The sequence below is a fragment of the Streptomyces purpureus genome, assembly GCF_014648195.1.
GTDB classification, from domain to species: Bacteria; Actinomycetota; Actinomycetes; order Streptomycetales; family Streptomycetaceae; genus Streptomyces; species Streptomyces purpureus.
This window is the reverse complement of the sequence record NZ_BMQQ01000016.1, coordinates 153607-170069: the sequence shown is the minus strand read 5'-3', so window position 1 is coordinate 170069 and position 16463 is coordinate 153607. Positions and strand designations below refer to the sequence as shown.

13 protein-coding genes and 1 pseudogene are annotated in these 16463 nt (G+C 69.9%); 7 read left to right on the top strand and 7 right to left on the bottom strand.

Going from position 1 to position 16463, the window contains the following annotated elements; all coding sequences use genetic code 11:
- Positions 1–623: 623 nt before the first annotated feature.
- Together IEZ01_RS21165 and IEZ01_RS21160 are read right to left on the bottom strand one after the other, a co-directional pair.
- Positions 624–977 (bottom strand): annotated as a pseudogene (locus IEZ01_RS21165) (transposase); the annotation flags it as partial.
- Positions 978–1121: 144 nt separating this feature from the next.
- The gene (locus tag IEZ01_RS21160) at positions 1122–1997 is read right to left on the bottom strand and encodes a LysR family transcriptional regulator (RefSeq protein ID WP_028798075.1); all 876 of its coding nucleotides are present in this window, start codon (positions 1995–1997) and stop codon (positions 1122–1124) included.
- 263 nt (positions 1998–2260) lie between these two features.
- On the opposite strand from IEZ01_RS21160, the gene IEZ01_RS21155 reads away from it, so the two are divergent.
- The 3 genes from IEZ01_RS21155 (at position 2261) to IEZ01_RS21145 (ending at position 5170) form a co-directional block, all read left to right on the top strand.
- On the top strand, positions 2261–2950 hold the full coding sequence (locus IEZ01_RS21155) for a mycothiol-dependent nitroreductase Rv2466c family protein (protein WP_189203178.1): 690 nt from the start codon (positions 2261–2263) through the stop codon (positions 2948–2950).
- A gap of 6 nt (positions 2951–2956) precedes the next feature.
- Positions 2957–3913 (top strand): EamA family transporter, encoded by a 957-nt coding sequence (locus IEZ01_RS21150; RefSeq protein ID WP_189203176.1) that lies wholly within the window; start codon positions 2957–2959, stop codon positions 3911–3913.
- Positions 3914–4033: 120 nt separating this feature from the next.
- Positions 4034–5170 carry an MFS transporter gene (locus IEZ01_RS21145; RefSeq protein ID WP_229833112.1) on the top strand — a complete coding sequence of 379 codons (1137 nt, stop codon included), beginning with the start codon at positions 4034–4036 and terminating at the stop codon, positions 5168–5170.
- 589 nt (positions 5171–5759) lie between these two features.
- On the opposite strand, the gene IEZ01_RS21140 is transcribed toward IEZ01_RS21145, so the two are convergent.
- On the bottom strand, positions 5760–6611 hold the full coding sequence (locus IEZ01_RS21140; RefSeq protein WP_229833110.1) for an endonuclease/exonuclease/phosphatase family protein: 852 nt from the start codon (positions 6609–6611) through the stop codon (positions 5760–5762).
- Between the two features lie 420 nt (positions 6612–7031).
- On the opposite strand from IEZ01_RS21140, the gene IEZ01_RS21135 reads away from it, so the two are divergent.
- The gene (locus tag IEZ01_RS21135) at positions 7032–7346 is read left to right on the top strand and encodes a hypothetical protein (RefSeq protein WP_189203172.1); all 315 of its coding nucleotides are present in this window, start codon (positions 7032–7034) and stop codon (positions 7344–7346) included.
- 667 nt (positions 7347–8013) lie between these two features.
- On the opposite strand, the gene IEZ01_RS21130 is transcribed toward IEZ01_RS21135, so the two are convergent.
- Positions 8014–9342 (bottom strand): class I SAM-dependent RNA methyltransferase, encoded by a 1329-nt coding sequence (locus IEZ01_RS21130; RefSeq protein ID WP_189203170.1) that lies wholly within the window; start codon positions 9340–9342, stop codon positions 8014–8016.
- Between the two features lie 126 nt (positions 9343–9468).
- Positions 9469–11517: an APC family permease gene (locus IEZ01_RS21125; RefSeq protein WP_019890031.1), complete on the bottom strand. Its 2049-nt coding sequence runs from the start codon at positions 11515–11517 to the stop codon at positions 9469–9471.
- Between the two features lie 245 nt (positions 11518–11762).
- Between IEZ01_RS21125 and IEZ01_RS21120 the strand changes: the two genes are divergently transcribed.
- The 3 genes from IEZ01_RS21120 to IEZ01_RS21110 all read left to right on the top strand — a co-directional run bounded on the left by IEZ01_RS21120 (position 11763) and on the right by IEZ01_RS21110 (position 15069).
- Entirely contained in the window at positions 11763–13448 is a 1686-nt protein-coding gene (locus IEZ01_RS21120) for an IclR family transcriptional regulator domain-containing protein (protein ID WP_019890030.1), read from the top strand.
- Between the two features lie 275 nt (positions 13449–13723).
- On the top strand, positions 13724–14392 hold the full coding sequence (locus IEZ01_RS21115; RefSeq protein ID WP_028798073.1) for a potassium channel family protein: 669 nt from the start codon (positions 13724–13726) through the stop codon (positions 14390–14392).
- Positions 14392–15069, top strand: coding sequence for a potassium channel family protein (locus IEZ01_RS21110; RefSeq protein ID WP_019890028.1), 678 nt, complete (start codon positions 14392–14394; stop codon positions 15067–15069). The genes IEZ01_RS21115 and IEZ01_RS21110 overlap by 1 nt, the downstream gene beginning before the upstream one ends.
- A 206-nt stretch (positions 15070–15275) precedes the next feature.
- Here the strand turns inward: IEZ01_RS21110 and IEZ01_RS21105 are convergent, their stop codons facing one another.
- Together IEZ01_RS21105 and IEZ01_RS21100 are read right to left on the bottom strand one after the other, a co-directional pair.
- On the bottom strand, positions 15276–16013 hold the full coding sequence (locus tag IEZ01_RS21105; protein WP_019890027.1) for a DUF3159 domain-containing protein: 738 nt from the start codon (positions 16011–16013) through the stop codon (positions 15276–15278).
- A gap of 3 nt (positions 16014–16016) precedes the next feature.
- Entirely contained in the window at positions 16017–16415 is a 399-nt protein-coding gene (locus IEZ01_RS21100; RefSeq protein WP_078513428.1) for an OB-fold nucleic acid binding domain-containing protein, read from the bottom strand.
- Positions 16416–16463 lie beyond the last annotated feature (48 nt).

Here is a 16463-nt window from a genome sequence, read left to right as displayed (position 1 = left end):
TGGCCGTTCGTCAGATCTCCACGTCCCACGAGACGTGATCATGAACGAACAAGATCCACTTTCGCAACAGACCCTAGCCCCAACGGGCCGGCAGCGCATCGCAGCGTCAGCACATCGCCGGTAACGCCGCACCGCACATCATGCGCACACACAAAACCGCGGGTCAGGTGCCCTTCGCGGCAGGCTCGAGGATCGCCACGCACTCCACGTGATGCGTCATCGTCAACATGTCACAGGTGTCCGGAACCGAAGAAGTTGCTGGTCAGGGGCGGTTTAGCACTACCACGCGTGGGCTGACTCGGGACCCGAGCGTCAAACGAGCGTCACGGTCAGCAGATGCCGGTTTCCGACCGTCAGGGTCCGGTCAGGCCGACAGGCCCCGAAAATCCACCCACCGACGCGGCCACGGTCAGCCACAACCACCGGTCTGTGGTCACGGCGTCTGCGCCCCTTCCGCCGCCATCGTGCGGCTCGTCGAGTGGCCACATCCGTGGAGCGCCTGTCGAGAGCTCAAGCAGACACAGGCTGACCGCCCCGATGAGCACGATGCGTGACCGCATACACGTCCGCTCGCCGGTCGCGGCCACGCTTGATTTCACCTCGATGACGGTGCATCAACGCGTGGCCCGAAGCGTCTTGGCGACCATCTCCAGCCAGGACAGGTCCCTCGCCGCCGACAGCACGTGCGTGGAGTCACTCCGTGCCCGGCCCGTCTTGAGCAGTCCTTTCCCTTCGGCCGCGGCCAGGATCCCGTCCAGCACCCGTCATCCGGCATCCGGCATCCGCTCCGGCCAGGCGGTCACGGAGCTCCGACAGCACCGAGACGTCGAACCCGGTTCACCGAGTTCCAGCCCGAGGGCGTATTTCCAGTCGATACGGGCCCGCACCGCCTCCACGGCCTGCCGGTCGGTCATCCCCTCAACGAACTGCAACACCGAGACCAGCGCCAGCCGGCCGCGCGACCAGGCCGGCTTTCCCGCACCGGTCACAGATCCGCGAACAACGACAACGTCGGTCTCCAAGACCACAACCAGGCCTTGGAGGCCGACGTCGCCCCAGCCCCCGAATTCACCAGCAGCACCGATGCGGGTTGGGGGCCGCCCCGGCTCGTTCGCGTGCGTTCACTCCTCCTCGATGCCCAACAGCTCCAGGAAGGCGGCGGCCGCCGGGGTACGGCTGTCCCGGCCCCAGACCACGTACTCGGCGCGGGCCGGTGCGTCCGTGACCTCGATCGTGGCCATCCCGGACAGGCCCGCGACGTAAGCGGGCGGGAGCAGGGCCACGCCGAGGCCCGCGCCGACCAGACGGGCCAGGTAGTCCGCGTTGGTCACCTCGAAGGCGACCTCGCGGGTGAGGCCGGCCGCGGTGAAGGCCAGATCGGACTGGGCCCGGCCGGCGGTCTTCGCCGGAAGGTCCACGAACACCTCCGAGGACAGCCGACGGAGGTCGACCGAGGTCTCGCCGGCGAGCGGGTGGTCCGGGGAGACCACGGCGACCAGCCGCTCGCGGGCCATCTCCCGGGCCATGACGCCCCGGGGGCGGGCCGTGACCGGGATGCCGAGGAAGGCCACCTCGAGCTCGCCCTGCCTGACCCGCTCGACGAGTTCGTCGCTCGCTCCCACGCTGAGGCTGATCCGCGCCTTGGGATGGCGTTGGTGGAAGTTCCTCAGGACGCTCGGAATGTCCACGGCGGCGACGGTGGGGATCAGCCCCACCGCGAGGCGTCCGCGCACCTCCCCGACGGCCGCCGCGACTTCGGCCGCGGCCCGTTCCGCCGCGTCCAGGCACTGGCGGGCGGCGGGCAGGAAGGCCGCGCCAGCCGGGGTCAACCGCACCCGGCGGCTGGTTCGTTCGAAGAGCCTCGCACCCAGTTCCTTCTCCAGGCGCGCGATTTGGTGGCTCAGCGCGGACTGCACCACCAGGCAGCGTTGGGCAGCCCTCGTGAAGCTGTTGGTCTCGGCCACGGCGATCACGTACCGCATCTGCTGAAGCTCCATGGATCCATCGTGATACGAGATCCATCACGTGACAAACATGTATTGGACTCATCAATACCCCCGCCCGACACTGGTGAAGACCGCACGCGGGAGGAACGTCCTCGGGCCGACTCCGCCGGGCGGGCCCTCGAACGGGCCCCTCGGCATGCCCGACGGCCGCGCCTCCGCTGCCCCCTCCCCTAGCCCCCGTACCTGGCGCACACCGCCGAGGCATGCCTTCGTGTGCCCTCGCGCCCGTGACACCGAAAGGCCGAGCGACCATCATGAGCACCACACCACCGCGTTCCGAGACGACCACCGCCGACATCTGGGTGGACCCCCGCTGCCCCTGGGCATGGATCACCTCACGCTGGATGCTGGAGGTGGAGCAAGTCCGGCCGCTCGAAACCCGCTTCCACATCATGAGCCTGTCGGTCCTCAACGAGGGCCGCGAGGTCCCGGAGAAGTACCGCCAGGGCGTGATCGACGGCTGGGCCTGCGTGCGCGTGTGCATCGCGGCGCAGCAGCGGTACGGCAACGAGGTGCTGCGCCCCCTCTACAACGCCATGGGCCGTCTGATCCACCATGAGAAGGCCGGTCTCGGCCACGGCATGATCAGCGCCGCCCTGGCGGAGGCGGGTCTGCCCGCCGACCTGATCGAGGCGGCGGAAGACAGCTCCTGGGACGGGCCGTTGCGGGCCGAGCACCACGACGGGATGGAGCCGGTCGGTTCCGAGGTCGGCACCCCCGTGATCCACGTGCCCGGCCCCGGCGGGAAGCCGCTGGCGTTCTTCGGCCCCGTGCTCACCCCCGCCCCCCGTGGCGAGGCCGCCGGAACGCTCTGGGACGGCGTGCTCGCCCTAGCGAGTACCGACGGCTTCTTCGAGCTGAAGCGCGGCCGCGACCGCGACCCGATCTTCAACTGCGCTGACCGGACGGACGTCGGGAACCATGCCGACTCCCGCGGGATCTGACGCAGGATGAAGAACGGAAACAGTGGACTCACGGCGGCCCTGACCGGCCTGGCTCCAGCGGTCTGGGGCAGCACCTACCTGATCACCACCGAGTTGCTGCCACCGGACCGGCCGCTCCTGGCAACCACCATGCGGGCCCTGCCCGGCGGCCTGTTCCTGCTGGCCCTCGGCCGGAAGCTTCCTGTCGGCGTCTGGTGGTGGCGCGCGCTGGTGCTGGGCGTGCTGAACATCGGCGCCTTCAACTTCCTGCTCTTCGTCGCGGCCTACCGGCTTCCGGGCGGCATCGCCGCCGTGATCATGTCGGCACAGCCCATGTTCGTCGTGATCCTCGCCGCCCTCTTCCTCGGTGACAGGATCAGAGCCGTCCACGCCCTGGCCTGCGTGATGGGCACCGGGGGCGTGGTGCTGCTCGTCTTCAAGGGCGCGGCGCCGCTCGACACCATCGGAGTGTTCACCGCAGTCGGCGGAGCCCTGTGCATGGCCTCGGGCATCACCCTGACCAAACGGTGGGGCCGGCCGGAGGGCGTCAGCCTGCTCACGTTCACCGGGTGGCAACTCACGGCGGGCGGTCTGGTCCTGCTGCCGTTCTGGCTGTCGTCGGAAGACCTGCCCGACGATGGTCTCACGGGCTCCAATGTCATCGGGTTCGCCTACCTCATCGCCTTCGGCGCGGTCCTGAGCTACATCGTCTGGTTCCGCGGCATCGAACACCTGCCGGCCGTGGCGGTCTCCTTCCTCGCGCTGGGCAGCCCGGTCGTCGCGACCCTGCTGGGTTACCTCGTCAAGGACCAGACGCTGTCCGCCCTCCAGATCGTCGGCATGGCCGTCATCTCCCTGGCGGTCGTGCTCGGCCAGCCGCGCCCACCCGAACCGGGATCCGAGGAGACCCCCTCGGATCCACCCCGCACCACCACCTCGCTCCTCCCCGACCAACCCGCTCTGGAACAGGAACGCAGCCCATAGCGGCGGGCGCACCTCCCCACGCCTGACCACATCCGGAGAAATGACATGACCGTTCAAGAAGAGACGAGTACCCCCGTCGCGGCACAGAACCAGGTGTCCCCGACCCGGGGATGGCTGGGTGTGGCTGCCATCACCGCCAGTCTGTTCGTCTTCCTCACCACCGAACTGATGCCGATCGGCCTGCTCACGCCGCTCAGCGAGAGCCTCGACGTCACCGTGGGCGCGGCCAGCCTCATGGTCACGGCGCAGGGTGTCGCGGCCGGTCTCGGCGTGCCGTTCATCGTGGCGTGGACCCGGCGCGTCAACCGGCGCCGGCTGCTGACCACGCTGCTGGCCGTCCTGGCCGTCGGCAATCTGATCACCTCGATCGCCCCGAACTACCCGCTGATCCTGGGCACCCGCCTGATCATGGGCTTCGCCAGCGGCGTCTTCTGGGCCATCGGCGTCAGCATGGCCATGCGCATCGTCCCCGAGAACCAAACCAACCGGGCTGCCGCCGTGGTGATGTCCGGCATCTCGGTCGCCACCGTCGTCGGCATCCCGCTCGGCACCCTGCTGGAGAGCGCCAGCGACTGGCGCGCCACCTTCCTCATCTGGTCCGGCCTCAGCGCCCTGGTGTTCCTCGCGGTCGCCTTCACGATCCCGTCGCTGCCGTCGGCCAACGCTGTCTCGGTCCGTGAGGTCTTCGGACTGCCCGTCAAGAACGTTCCGCTGCGCGTGGTCCTGGTCATGGTCGTGCTCTTCGTCCTCGGCCACTTCGGTGCCTACACGTTCGTCCGTCCCTACCTGGAGGAAAGCACCTCCGCCACCGTCGGCTTCATCACCGTCGTCCTCATCGTCTTCGGTGTCGGCGGTGCGATCGGCAACTTCATCGGCGGCCAGACCGTCAACAAGAGCCTGCGGGGCAGCTTCATCGTGGGCGGCCTGATCCTGATCGGCGCACTCGTCATGCTGCTGACCATCGGCACGAACGACATCGGCGTGATCGCCGCCATGGTCCTGTGGGGTCTCGCCTTCGGTGTCGTCCAGCTCAGCCAGATCAACATGACGCTCGCGGCGGCTCCCGAGACCTTCGAGGCCGCGATGTCGCTCAACACCATGGCCTACAACACCTGCATCGCCCTGGGTGCCCTCATCGGCGGCCTGCTCGCCGACCACGTGGGGGTCACGAGCGTCGTCTGGTTCGGCATCGCCCTGGTCGCTCTCGCCGTGTTCCTCCGCGCCGCCACCGGCCGCCGGACCACCCCGGCGAGCTGACCCCTGCTGACCACCGCAGCGTGGCCCGGGTCCTGCCCTCGCGCTGAGCGCGGGACCCGGGAGCGGATGAGACGGCCGGAGCGCCCGCACAGCAGGCTCCGGCCGTCGGCTCATCGGCCGTACGAGATCAGATGTCGAGGCCGGTCAGGACCAGGACTCGCTCGTACGTGTAGCCGTATCCATCGCGTAGCGGACGTCCTCGCGGCCCACGCCGGACTCCTTGACGCCGCGGATGTCTTCGCCGCGAAGCCGTGGTGCAACCAGAACTTCTGGCCCGACGTCATCGAACTCGCTGTCGGCGCATCGCTGCGGAGATGGGGCCTCAGCGTGGAGTTTGAGCGGCGGTGGGGGAAGCCGACACCGGACTGGACGGTCGTCGGCAAGGACGGCACGCCGATTGTGCTCGTCGAAGCTGAAACCGCTCCTACCTGCGGCGGCCCCGCAGTGAAGCGTGGCAAGCCCGCCGGAAGCGCCCGTACGACGAGACCGCCGCCGCGCCCGAAGCCGGGGGCGGTTTCGTCGTGTCCTGCCGGCAGTCCCCGAGTCCTCGGTCATGGGACGGGGCCGGTCCCGACAACCGTCACCGTCGTCAACGACGGCGCACGGTCGCATCCTTGGGCGCCTCAGCAGCACCGTTCCCGTCGTCGTCGACGGTGAAGGAGAAGGTGACGGTCGGAGGATTGTGATCGGACAGCGGCTCCCCCTCGGAATCGAGGAACTCCGCGTACTCATTGCTGTAGTGGAGTGCGTCCAGCACCAGTCCCGGACCGCTGCGGTAGAAGACCTTGTCGAGGAGCTCACACTCGGTCGATTCCTTGCAGGTCGGCGCGTCGTCGTCGACCTCGGGTGTCGTGCCGCCCTTCACCAGTCGGACCCAGGCGTCGGTGAGTCCGTTGTCGTCCCGCAGCTCGCGCACGATGTCGCCGGACCTCGTGTAGCGGCTGTTGGTGTCGCCCGTCACGATGACCGCCCGGCCGGCGGAGTGCTTCCTGATGTAGTCGGACAGCTGACGGACGTTGTGACGGCGGACGCGCAGCATCTTCTCCGTGCCGGACCCCGCGTTCATGTGCGCGTTGTAGAGGTCGAGAGATGCTCCGCCCGGAAGTTCCAGCCGGAGGTAGGTGAATCCCTTCGGCGTCAGGCAGTCGGCGTTGGTACACCGGTCCCAGGCCACCCGGTCGAGCTTCTTCAGCTTGAAGTCGGACAGGGTGTTGAGCCCGTCCGAGAAGGGCACACCGGGCACGGGCACCCAGGAGGGAACCGACGGCGGCGTCCGGTACCGGTGCTCGTCATGCTTGACGAGGTCGGCGTGGTACGCGAAGTCCTCCTGGACGTTGACGATGTCGTAGGCGTTGATCCGCTGGGAGATCACCTTGGTGTTCTTCGCGGGCTTGCTGCCCGAGAGCGGCTCGGGCAGCCCGGCGACGTTGTATGTGAGCACGCTGAAGGTGCCGTTGACGGGTGCGGTCGAATTCTCGCGCCGATCCCAGCACCACCGCCGCCGCGCTTCCGGCGCCTGGCCCGCACCGGCACGGCCCGGCACGGCCCGGCACGGCGAAGACAGCGACCTCGCGCTGCGCCGCGCCCTCGCGGAACGAGGTCGGCGGCCCGCTTCTGACCCCCTGCCCTTCGCATGGAGCGTTCCGCTCCCCTTCGCTGACAGCCCCCCGCTCGGCCGGACCTGCTGCGACCGGTACAGGGCTGGCTGGCGCAGCCCCGCGAACACACATGACGCCGCGCGTTTCGCGCCCCAGAGCCCTTCTGGACGGTCGCGGGCCAAGCGGACGAGGTTGCCCTCAGCCTCCTCCTTGAGCCCTACCAAGAAGGCAAGATCGATCCTGCACGGGCCACTGCCCCGCTGTTGAGCAAGCGTCCCGACAACATCGTGTGGGACCGGGTGGAGTTCGAATCCGCGCTGTTGAAGGCAGCTTCCCGGCCCTCGGAAGACCTGTTCCGCCGCACCGGTGGCAGTCTCCACTCAGCCGTGTTCTCCGGTGTCCGCTCGAGGGAGCTCGGCAAGCCGTACCAGGAAGACGTCGACGTCAGCGAGCGCGTCCAACGCCTCCGAGCGGGCCTTCCACGGGGCTCTGCCGTCGACCTCTTCTACAAGGCGCTGCAGGAGAGCGCTCAACACAACATCGACCGCGCCATTGCCGACGACCTCAAGGACCGCTGAACATCCGACGCCGACATGCGCGTCATGTGCCCGGACCATATTGGGGGCACGCTTTGAGAAGCATTGGGGCCACGAGGCACGCCAGAGGCGGCCTCATCACGCAGCAGGCCCAACAGCCGCGGGCGGGGCACTCCTAGCCGGATCCGAAGGGGCAAGTGGTCCGATGCGACAAGCGGCCGGCGAGCCTGTCGAGCGGGAGATGCATCGTGCCCGGATGGGTGCTCGCCCTCAGCCGCCAGGACGAGGAAGACGCACAGCCCGATGAAGATGTCACGCAGTGTGACTGCCTGGGAAGGGTCACGCCGCCCGAGCGTCTCGTCGTTGGTGCGTAGCACCTCGCGATGCACACGGGCAGCAACTGGACCGAATCACGTCGACCACAATGGGGCCGATCCCGCTGATCAGCGCCGGACACCCGGCAACCACGGGCCCGTTTCAGCCGAATCACGCGGCGACGTGGAACCCCGCCCGCCCCATGTGATGGGCCTTCAGAACGAGCGTCACACGAGCGTCAAGAACCTGAGGGGTTGCAGCCACGGCTTGCGCCGCCTTCGCCGACCCCCAACGAGTCCGCAGGTCAGGCGCGCGCAGCCGACCAGTCTCGCGCTTCACCTGTTGGACGGACGGAAACAGGTGAACCGGATGACTACCACCGAAAAACCGCAGGTCAGGCGTCCTCGCGGATCGGCTCCAGGATCGCCACGCACTCCACGTGGTGCGTCATCGGGAACAGGTCGAACGCCCGCAGCGTCCGCGGCTTGTAGCCCGCCTCGCGGAAGTAGGCCAGGTCCCTCGCCAGGGCCGCCGGGTCGCAGGCGACGTAGGCGATGCGGCGGGCGCCCAGGGTCGCCAGGTGGTGGACCGTCTGCTTGCCGGCGCCCGCGCGGGGTGGGTCCAGGACGATCAGGTCGACCTCGGTGATGCGGGTCCGGGGCAGGACCGATTCGACCTTGCCCTGTTCGATGCGGACGCGGTCGAAGTGCTGGAGGTTGTGGCGGGCGTCCTCGACCGCGCGCTTGCCGGATTCGATACCGAGGACCGCGCCCGCGTCGCCGACCCGGTCCGCGATGGCGCCCGCGAAGAGGCCCACGCCGCAGTAGAGGTCGAGGGCCGTGTCGCCCTTGCGGGGCAGCAGGCCCTGCATCACCGCGCGAACCAGGGTCTGGGCGGCCTGGGGGTGGACCTGCCAGAAGCCGCCCATGCCCACGCGGTAGGTGCGGTCGTCGGCGCGTTCGCGCACGAAGGGGCGGCCGTGCACGCGGTGCACGCCCCCGTCCTTCTCCTCCACGCGCAGCACCGAGACCGGCTTGTCGAGTTCGACGATCGGGAGCCGCGCGCCGGGGCGCGGGGTGAGGATGACCTGACGGTCGCCGGAGCCGGAGGCCGCGATGGCTTCGATCGAGGCCATGCCCGGCCAGCTGCGCTTCTCGATGCCGAGCTCGGAGACGCCGGGCGCGGCGATCATGCAGTGGTCGATCGGCTCGACCTCGTGGGAGCGGTGGCGGCGCAGGCCCGCGTGGCCCTCGGCGTCGACGGCGTACTGGACCCGCGTGCGCCACGCCGGCACCTCACCGGCGGGCAGCTTGTCGCCCTCGGCCGGCATGACCGTGCCGTCCCAGCCGGCCTCCTCGGGGGTAAGTCCCGCCAGGCGCTGGAGCTGTTCGGCGATGACCTCGCCCTTCAGCCGGCGCTGGGCGCCGGGCTTGGCGTGCTGCCAGTCGCAGCCACCGCACTTGCCCGGGCCGGCGAACGGGCAGGGCGCCGCCACCCGGTCCTTGGACGCCTCCAGTACGGTCACCGCGTCGGCGCGCAGGAAACGGGAGGTCTCCTCACCCTCGGTGATCCGGGCCACGACCTTCTCGCCGGGCAGCGCGTGCCGTACGAACAGCACGCGCCCCTCCTCGGTACGGGCGATGCAGTGGCCGCCGTGGGCCACGGGGCCGACCTCGACCTCGTACTCCTCCCCGATCAGCGAAGACTCAGACGCGTTCTGCATGACGGGGTGGCTCCAGAGATCGAGAGGTGAGGTGAGCGAGGTGAGGTGAAACAGCAGCCCACCAGTCTACGTGCTCCCCAGAGCCCCCGAGGCTTCCAGAGCCCCGGAGGCCTCGGCTCCGCGGCCTCAGCTCTTCCCGGTCGGCTCCTTGGAGCGCTCGTTCACCGGGCCACGGCGGACCGAGCCGGGCGCGTTCCACTCCTGGCGCTTCTTCGCCCGCTTCTTCGCGAGCTCGGAGGACTGGAGCTGGTACGGCACCGAGGTGACCATGACGCCCGGGGTGAACAGCAGGCGTCCCTTGAGGCGCAGGGCGCTCTGGTTGTGGAGCAGGTGCTCGTACCAGTGGCCGACCACGTACTCCGGGATGATCACGCTGACCGCGTCGCGCGGACTCTCCCGGCGCAGGTTCTTCACGTAGTCGATGATCGGCCGGGTGATCTCGCGGTAGGGCGAGTCGAGGATCTTCAGCGGGACGTTGATGCCGCGCCGCTCCCACTCCGCCTTGAGCGCCTTGGTCTCGGCCGGGTCGACATTGACGCTGAGCGCCTCCAGCTTGTCGGAGCGCATCAGCTTGGCGTACGCGACGGCGCGCAGCGTCGGCCGGTGGACCTTGGAGACCAGGACGATGGAGTGGACCCGGGACGGGCGGACGGAGTCGTCGGTGGGCTCGTCGGGGGCGGCGATCTCTCCGGCGACCCGGTCGTAGTGGCGGCGGATCGCGCTCATCGTCACGTAGAAGATGACCATGCCCAGCAGCGCGACCCAGGCGCCGTGGGTGAACTTGGTGACCAGGACCACGACCAGGACGAGACCGGTGAAGAAGGCGCCGAAGGTGTTGATCGCCCGGGAGCGGATCATGTGACGGCGCCGGGCCGGGTCGGACTCGGTCTTCAGGTGGCGGTTCCAGTGCCGGACCATACCGGTCTGACTCAGCGTGAAGGAGACGAAGACACCGACGATGTACAGCTGGATCAGCTTGGTGGAGTCGGCTCCGTACAGCCAGACCAGGAGGATCGCGGCGCCGGCGAGGAGCACGATGCCGTTGGAGAAGGCGAGCCGGTCGCCACGGGTGTGCAGCTGGCGGGGCAGGTAGCGGTCCTGGGCGAGGATCGAGCCGAGCAGCGGGAAGCCGTTGTACGCGGTGTTGGCCGCGAGGAAGAGGACGAGCGCGGTGGCCGCGGCGAGGACGACGAAGAAGAACGTCCCGTCGCCGAAGACGGCGGCCGCGACCTGGGAGATCACCGGGTGCTGGACGTAGTCGCCGCCGACCGGGACGCCGTTCACGAACAGGTCCTGGGCCGGCCTCTCGGCCATCTTCACGTCGGTGGCCATGGCCAGGCCGATGATGCCGCAGAACATCGTGACGGCCAGGGCGCCCATGAGGAGCAGGGTCGTCGCCGCGTTCCTGGACTTGGGCTTGCGGAAGGCGGGGACGCCGTTGCTGATGGCCTCGACGCCGGTGAGCGCCGCACAGCCGGAGGAGAAGGCACGCAGCAGGAGGAAGAGCAGGGCGAAGCCGGCCAGACCCTCGTGCTCGGGCTTGATCTCGAAGTCGGCGGTGGGAGCCCTCATGGTCTCGTCGAGGACGATGCCCTTGTACGCGCCCCAGGCGATCATGATGAAGACGCCGGCGACGAAGACGTACGTCGGGATGGCGAAGAGCTTGCCCGACTCCTTGACGCCCCGCAGGTTCATCAGCGTCAGCAGCACGATGATGCCGATCGCGCACATGACCTTGTGCTCGACGACGAAGGGGATGGCCGAGCCGAGGTTCTCCACTCCGGAGGAGATGGAGACGGCGACGGTCAGGACGTAGTCGACGAGCAGGGCGCTGGCGACGGTGAGTCCGGCCTTCGGGCCGAGGTTGGTGTTGGCGACCTCGTAGTCGCCGCCGCCGCTGGGGTACGCGTGTACGTTCTGCCGGTACGACGCCACGACGGTGAACATCAGGACCACGACGGCGGCCGCGATCCACGGGCTGAAGTGGTACGCCGATACGCCCGCGATGGAGAGAACCAGCAGCACCTCGCCGGGCGCGTACGCCACCGAGGAGAGCGGGTCCGAGGCGAAGACGGGGAGTGCGATGCGCTTGGGAAGGAGGGTTTCTCCCAGTCGGTCGCTGCGCAGAGCCCGTCCGATGAGGATCCGTTTGGGCACGTCGGTCAGTTTGGACACGCAGAGGATCGTAAGCCGTTCATATGTCCGGCGCTGACGCACCACCCCCATCCCTCACCGAATCTCCCGTCCATGGACCCCTGGCCGTCGTCCGCCCGTGGCAGGCGGGCCGCCGGGTCCGGGCAGGCCGCCGATGCTCGCCGCCCGCCCCTACCGATCGTTCGTGGTGTGAAGCTTCCTTCACCGAGCTGTAGGCTGAGGGCGGCGCCGCCACCCGCCGCTGTCCCCCGCTCCCCGGAGAGCCCATGCCCCCGCCCGAGCCCCCACTTGGACCGCCGCCCGGACCGAAGGCACGGACGGACGCCCCCGCCGAGGCGGTCACCCCGCTCATGCGCGGCATCGGGGTCCTGCGCCGCCTCACCGACGCCGGCGGCACCCTCAGCCTCGGCGACCTCGAACGGAGCACCGGCCTCGCCCGCTCCACGGTCGACCGGGTGACCGGCACCCTCTCCCGTATGGGCTACCTCCGGCTCGACGGCCGCGACGCCACCCTCGCCCCCCGGCTCATGGAGCTCGGCAACGCCTACCTGGCGTCGATCCGGCTCCCGGGGCTCCTCGGCGGGCTCGCCGACGCCCTCGCCGAGGAGCTGGACGAGTCCGTCTCCCTCGCGGTGGCCGACGGGGACGGCATCCGCTTCGTCCAGCAGGCGACCCGCCCCCGGGCCATGTCGCTGCACTTCCGCATCGGCGACCTGCTGCCCGCCGAGCGGACCGCGCCCGGCGCGCTGTTCGCCGCCGACTGGCCCCCGGAGCAGTGGGAGCGCTGGGAGCGGCGCATCGCCGCCGACCCGGACGGCAGCGGTTTTCCGGCCGTACCGCCGCGCGCCGGCCCCCGCCGGGGTACGGACTTCCGCCGCTGCGCCGCCTACGCGGCCCGGCACGGCTGGGCCGTCGACGACCAGCTCATCGAGCCCGGCCTGATCGCCCTCGCCGTCCCGGTGCGCGACGCGGCCGGGCGTACCGTCTGCGCGGTGAATGTGGTCAGCCACACCAGCCGGCACAGCGCCACCTCCCTGCGCACAGCCACTCTGCCCAGGCTGCACCAGGCCGCCCGGGCCATGGAGAGCCGGCTGCGTCAGGCGGGCCCGCCGGCCGACCGCGACCGGCCCACCGCTCTCGCCGCCTGGACGGCCGCCTCCAAGCAGGAGCTGGGCCGGGAGTTCATCGAGTCGCTGGCGCGCGGACTGACCGTGCTGACCGCCTTCGGCGAAGGCCGCGACGAGCTCACCCTCAGCGCTGTCGCCGAGGCCACCGGCCTGGCAAGGGCGACCGCCCGGCGCGCCCTGATCACCCTTGAGCACCTCGGGCTGATCAGCTCGTACGAGCGCGGCTTCCGCCTCACCCCGCGCGTCCTGTCGCTCGGTTTCGCCCCGCTGTCCCGCACCACGCTGGAGCAGATCGCCGCGCCCCATCTGGCGGCGCTCACCCGCCGGGTACGCGACTCCTCCTCCCTCGCGGTGCTCGTCGGCGACGACATCCAGTACACGGCCCGGGTCGCCACCGGCCGGATCATGAGCGCCGACATCGCGGTGGGCACCCGCTTCCCGGCGTACGCCACCTCCATGGGGCGGGTGATCCTCGCCGATCTCCCGGCCGCCGAACGGGCCGGGTACCTCGCGCGAACCGAGCGGACGCCACTGACCCCGCACACCGTCACCGCGGCCGCGGAGCTCTCGGCCGTACTGGAGCGGGTGCGGCGGGAGGGGTACGCGCTCGTGGACGAGGAGCTGGAGGAGGGTCTGCGGTCGATCGCCGTGCCGGTACGGGACCTCGGCGGGAAGGTCGTGGCAGCGCTGAACGTGGCGATGCACAGCACCCGCCGCGGGATCGAGGAGTGCGTCGTGGAGGTCCTGCCCGAGCTGCGGGCCACGGCCGCCCGGATCGAGGCCGATCTGCACATCGCCGGCCGGTTCAGCCGCGTCGGCCGGTGACGGCCACACGCCTTGGCCGGGACTGCTCACCCGCCCGGGTCGGTGAGCGAGCCGTGAACACTCCGTGACACGCAAGTGAGGAACCGGCCAGGCCGCTCCGGCCATCCCTACGGATGAGGGCAACGGCCCCTTCGCGGCTTAAGCTCGTGTCCGGGCAACACCCCACACTGTTGCCCTGAGGATTGCCCATGCGGCCGGGCGCAGGCTGAGAGAGAAGAGTGAGCAGGGTGTTTTCGCAGGTCAGCGGGGCGACCAGGAGCGCGGGGTAGGTTCAGGTGCATATCGTCATCATGGGCTGCGGCCGAGTGGGAGCCGCTCTGGCGCAGACCCTGGAGCAGCAAGGGCACACCGTCGCCGTCATCGACCAGGACCCGACGGCTTTCCGCCGTCTGGGCTCCGGCTTCGGCGGACGCCGCGTGACGGGTGTCGGTTTCGACCAGGACACCCTGCGTGAGGCGGGCATCGAGGACGCCGGTGCATTCGCCGCCGTGAGCAGCGGCGACAACTCCAACATCATCGCGGCCCGGGTGGCGCGCGAGATGTTCGGCATCGAGAACGTCGCCGCCCGGATCTACGACCCGCGGCGCGCCGAGGTCTACCAGCGGCTGGGCATCCCCACGGTCGCGACGGTCCGCTGGACCGCCGACCAGATGCTGCGCCGGCTGCTGCCGTCCGGCGCGGAGCCGCTGTGGCGCGACCCGAGCGGCGGTGTGCAGCTCGCCGAGGTGCACACCTCCCCCGCCTGGATCGGCCACAAGGTCAGCAAGCTGCAGGACGAGACCGGGGTACGGGTCGCCTTCCTCACCCGGCTGGGTGAGGCGATGCTCCCGACGTCGCAGACGGTGCTGCAGGAGGGCGATCTCGTGCACGTGATGATGCGTACGGACGAGATCGAGAAGGTCGAGGCGGCCTTCGCCGAGGGCCCCGAGGAGGGCGGTCACTGATGCGGGTCGCGATTGCGGGCGCGGGTGCGGTGGGCCGTTCCATCGCGGGCGAGCTCCTGGAGAACGGGCACGAGGTGCTCCTGATCGACAAGGCGCCGACCGCCATCTCGGTGGAGCGGGTGCCGCAGGCGGAGTGGCTGCTCGCCGACGCCTGTGAGATCACCTCGCTGGACGAGGCCGCGCTGCAGCGCTGCAACGTGGTCATCGCGGCGACGGGTGACGACAAGGTCAATCTGGTCGTCTCGCTGCTCGCCAAGACGGAGTACGGGGTGCCGCGGGTGGTCGCCCGCGTCAACAACCCCAAGAACGAGTGGCTGTTCAACGAGGCCTGGGGCGTCGATGTCGCCGTCTCCACGCCGCGTCTGATGTCGGCGCTGGTCGAGGAGGCGGTGAGCGTCGGCGACCTGGTCCGGCTGCTGCGCTTCAGCCACGGCGACGCGAACCTGGTCGAGCTGACGCTGCCGCCGGAGTCGGCGATCGCGGGCACCCAGGTCGGCGCGGTGGAGTGGCCGCAGGACACCACGCTGGTGACGATCATCCGCGGTTCGCGGGTGCTGACGCCGGGCGCCGAGGAGACCCTGGAGGCGGGCGACGAGCTGCTGTTCGTGGCGGCGCAGGCGCGCGAGGAACAGCTGGAGGACCTGCTGTCGGTGCGCCGCGAGGACGCGACGAGCTGACCTCCACCCGGTACGGCGCGGGGCCCGGAACCTGAACGGTTCCGGGCCCCGATGCGTCCGCTACGGCGTACGGCGTGCGGCGGCGGGACCGCCGGTCCGGCCGGCCGCCGGTTCGCCGCCGAGCTCGCTGGGCCTGCCCGCGCTCGCCGCCGAGCTCATTGGGCCGCGTGCCCGCGCTCGCCGTCCGCCCCAAGGCCAGGGGCGGGCTACGCCTCGCGCTGCCGCGCCGCGGCCTTGCGCTCCTTCTCGGCCCGCTCCTCCGCCTCCATCTCGGCGAAGACGTCGATCGGCGGCGGCGCCTTCGCCAGGAAGAGCCAGGTCAGATAGACCGCCAGCAGGAACGGCGGGATCTTCAGGGCGACCAGGACCCAGCCGAGCTGGGTGGTGTCGGCCCACCAGTAGAGCGGGAAGAGGATCGCGCACTTGCCGAGCAGGATGAGACCCCACGCCCAGCTGGCCTTGGCGTAGGCCTTCTTGCGACCGGGGTTACGGGTGCGCCAGGAGAGGTTCTCCTTGAAGACCGGGCCGAGGATCAGGCCGATCAGCGGGACACCGGCGAGGGTGGTGGCGATGTAGGCGACACCGAGCCCGAGGGTGTAGAGCATGCCCGGCAGGTAGAAGTCCTTGGCGTTGCCGGTCATCATCGCGAAGACCACACCGAAGGCGACGCCGAAGACGCCGCTGAAGGCGTGCTTGACGGTGTCGCGGCGGACCAGCCGGACGGCGACGAGGACCAGGGACACCGTCAGGGCTGCGATGGCCGAGATGTGCAGGTCTTTGTTGATCGTGTAGATCGTCACGAAGAGCAGGCCGGGGAGGACCGTCTCCACCATGCCGCGCAGTCCGCCGAAGGCCTCGAAGAGGGCGGCCTCGGTGACCGCCTTCGTGTCGTGGTCCGGCTGCTGGGTGTCGTGCTCGGTGGTCGGCTTGTCGAGTGACGTCACCGGCTACTCCTGTCCGAGGGGTCGGAGCTCGTATTTGGGGTTGAAGAGGACCCGGCGGCCGTGGCTCAGGGAGATACGGCCGGAGGCGATGAGCTTACGGCCCGGTTCTATGCCCGCGATGGACCGCCTGCCCAGCCACACCACGTCGAGCGGGGCCGTGCCGTCGAACAGTTCCGCCTCCAGCGCCGGCACACCGGCGCGCGGACGCAGGGTGACCGTGCGCAAGGTACCAGTCACCTTCACTATCTGGCGGTCGTTGCAGTCGGAGATCGGGGTGCACCCCGACGCCTGCGCGTCTTCCTGGAGCTCTTCGGACTCCAGGTCCTCCTGGGAGGACGACAGGCGGTCGAGCATCCGGCGGAAACGCCCGGCCGGCTTCTCTGTACGCGGTGCAGCACTCATACAGAAAGCGTACCGGGCCCCTATGTGAGGGGATCCGGGCCGTGTGAC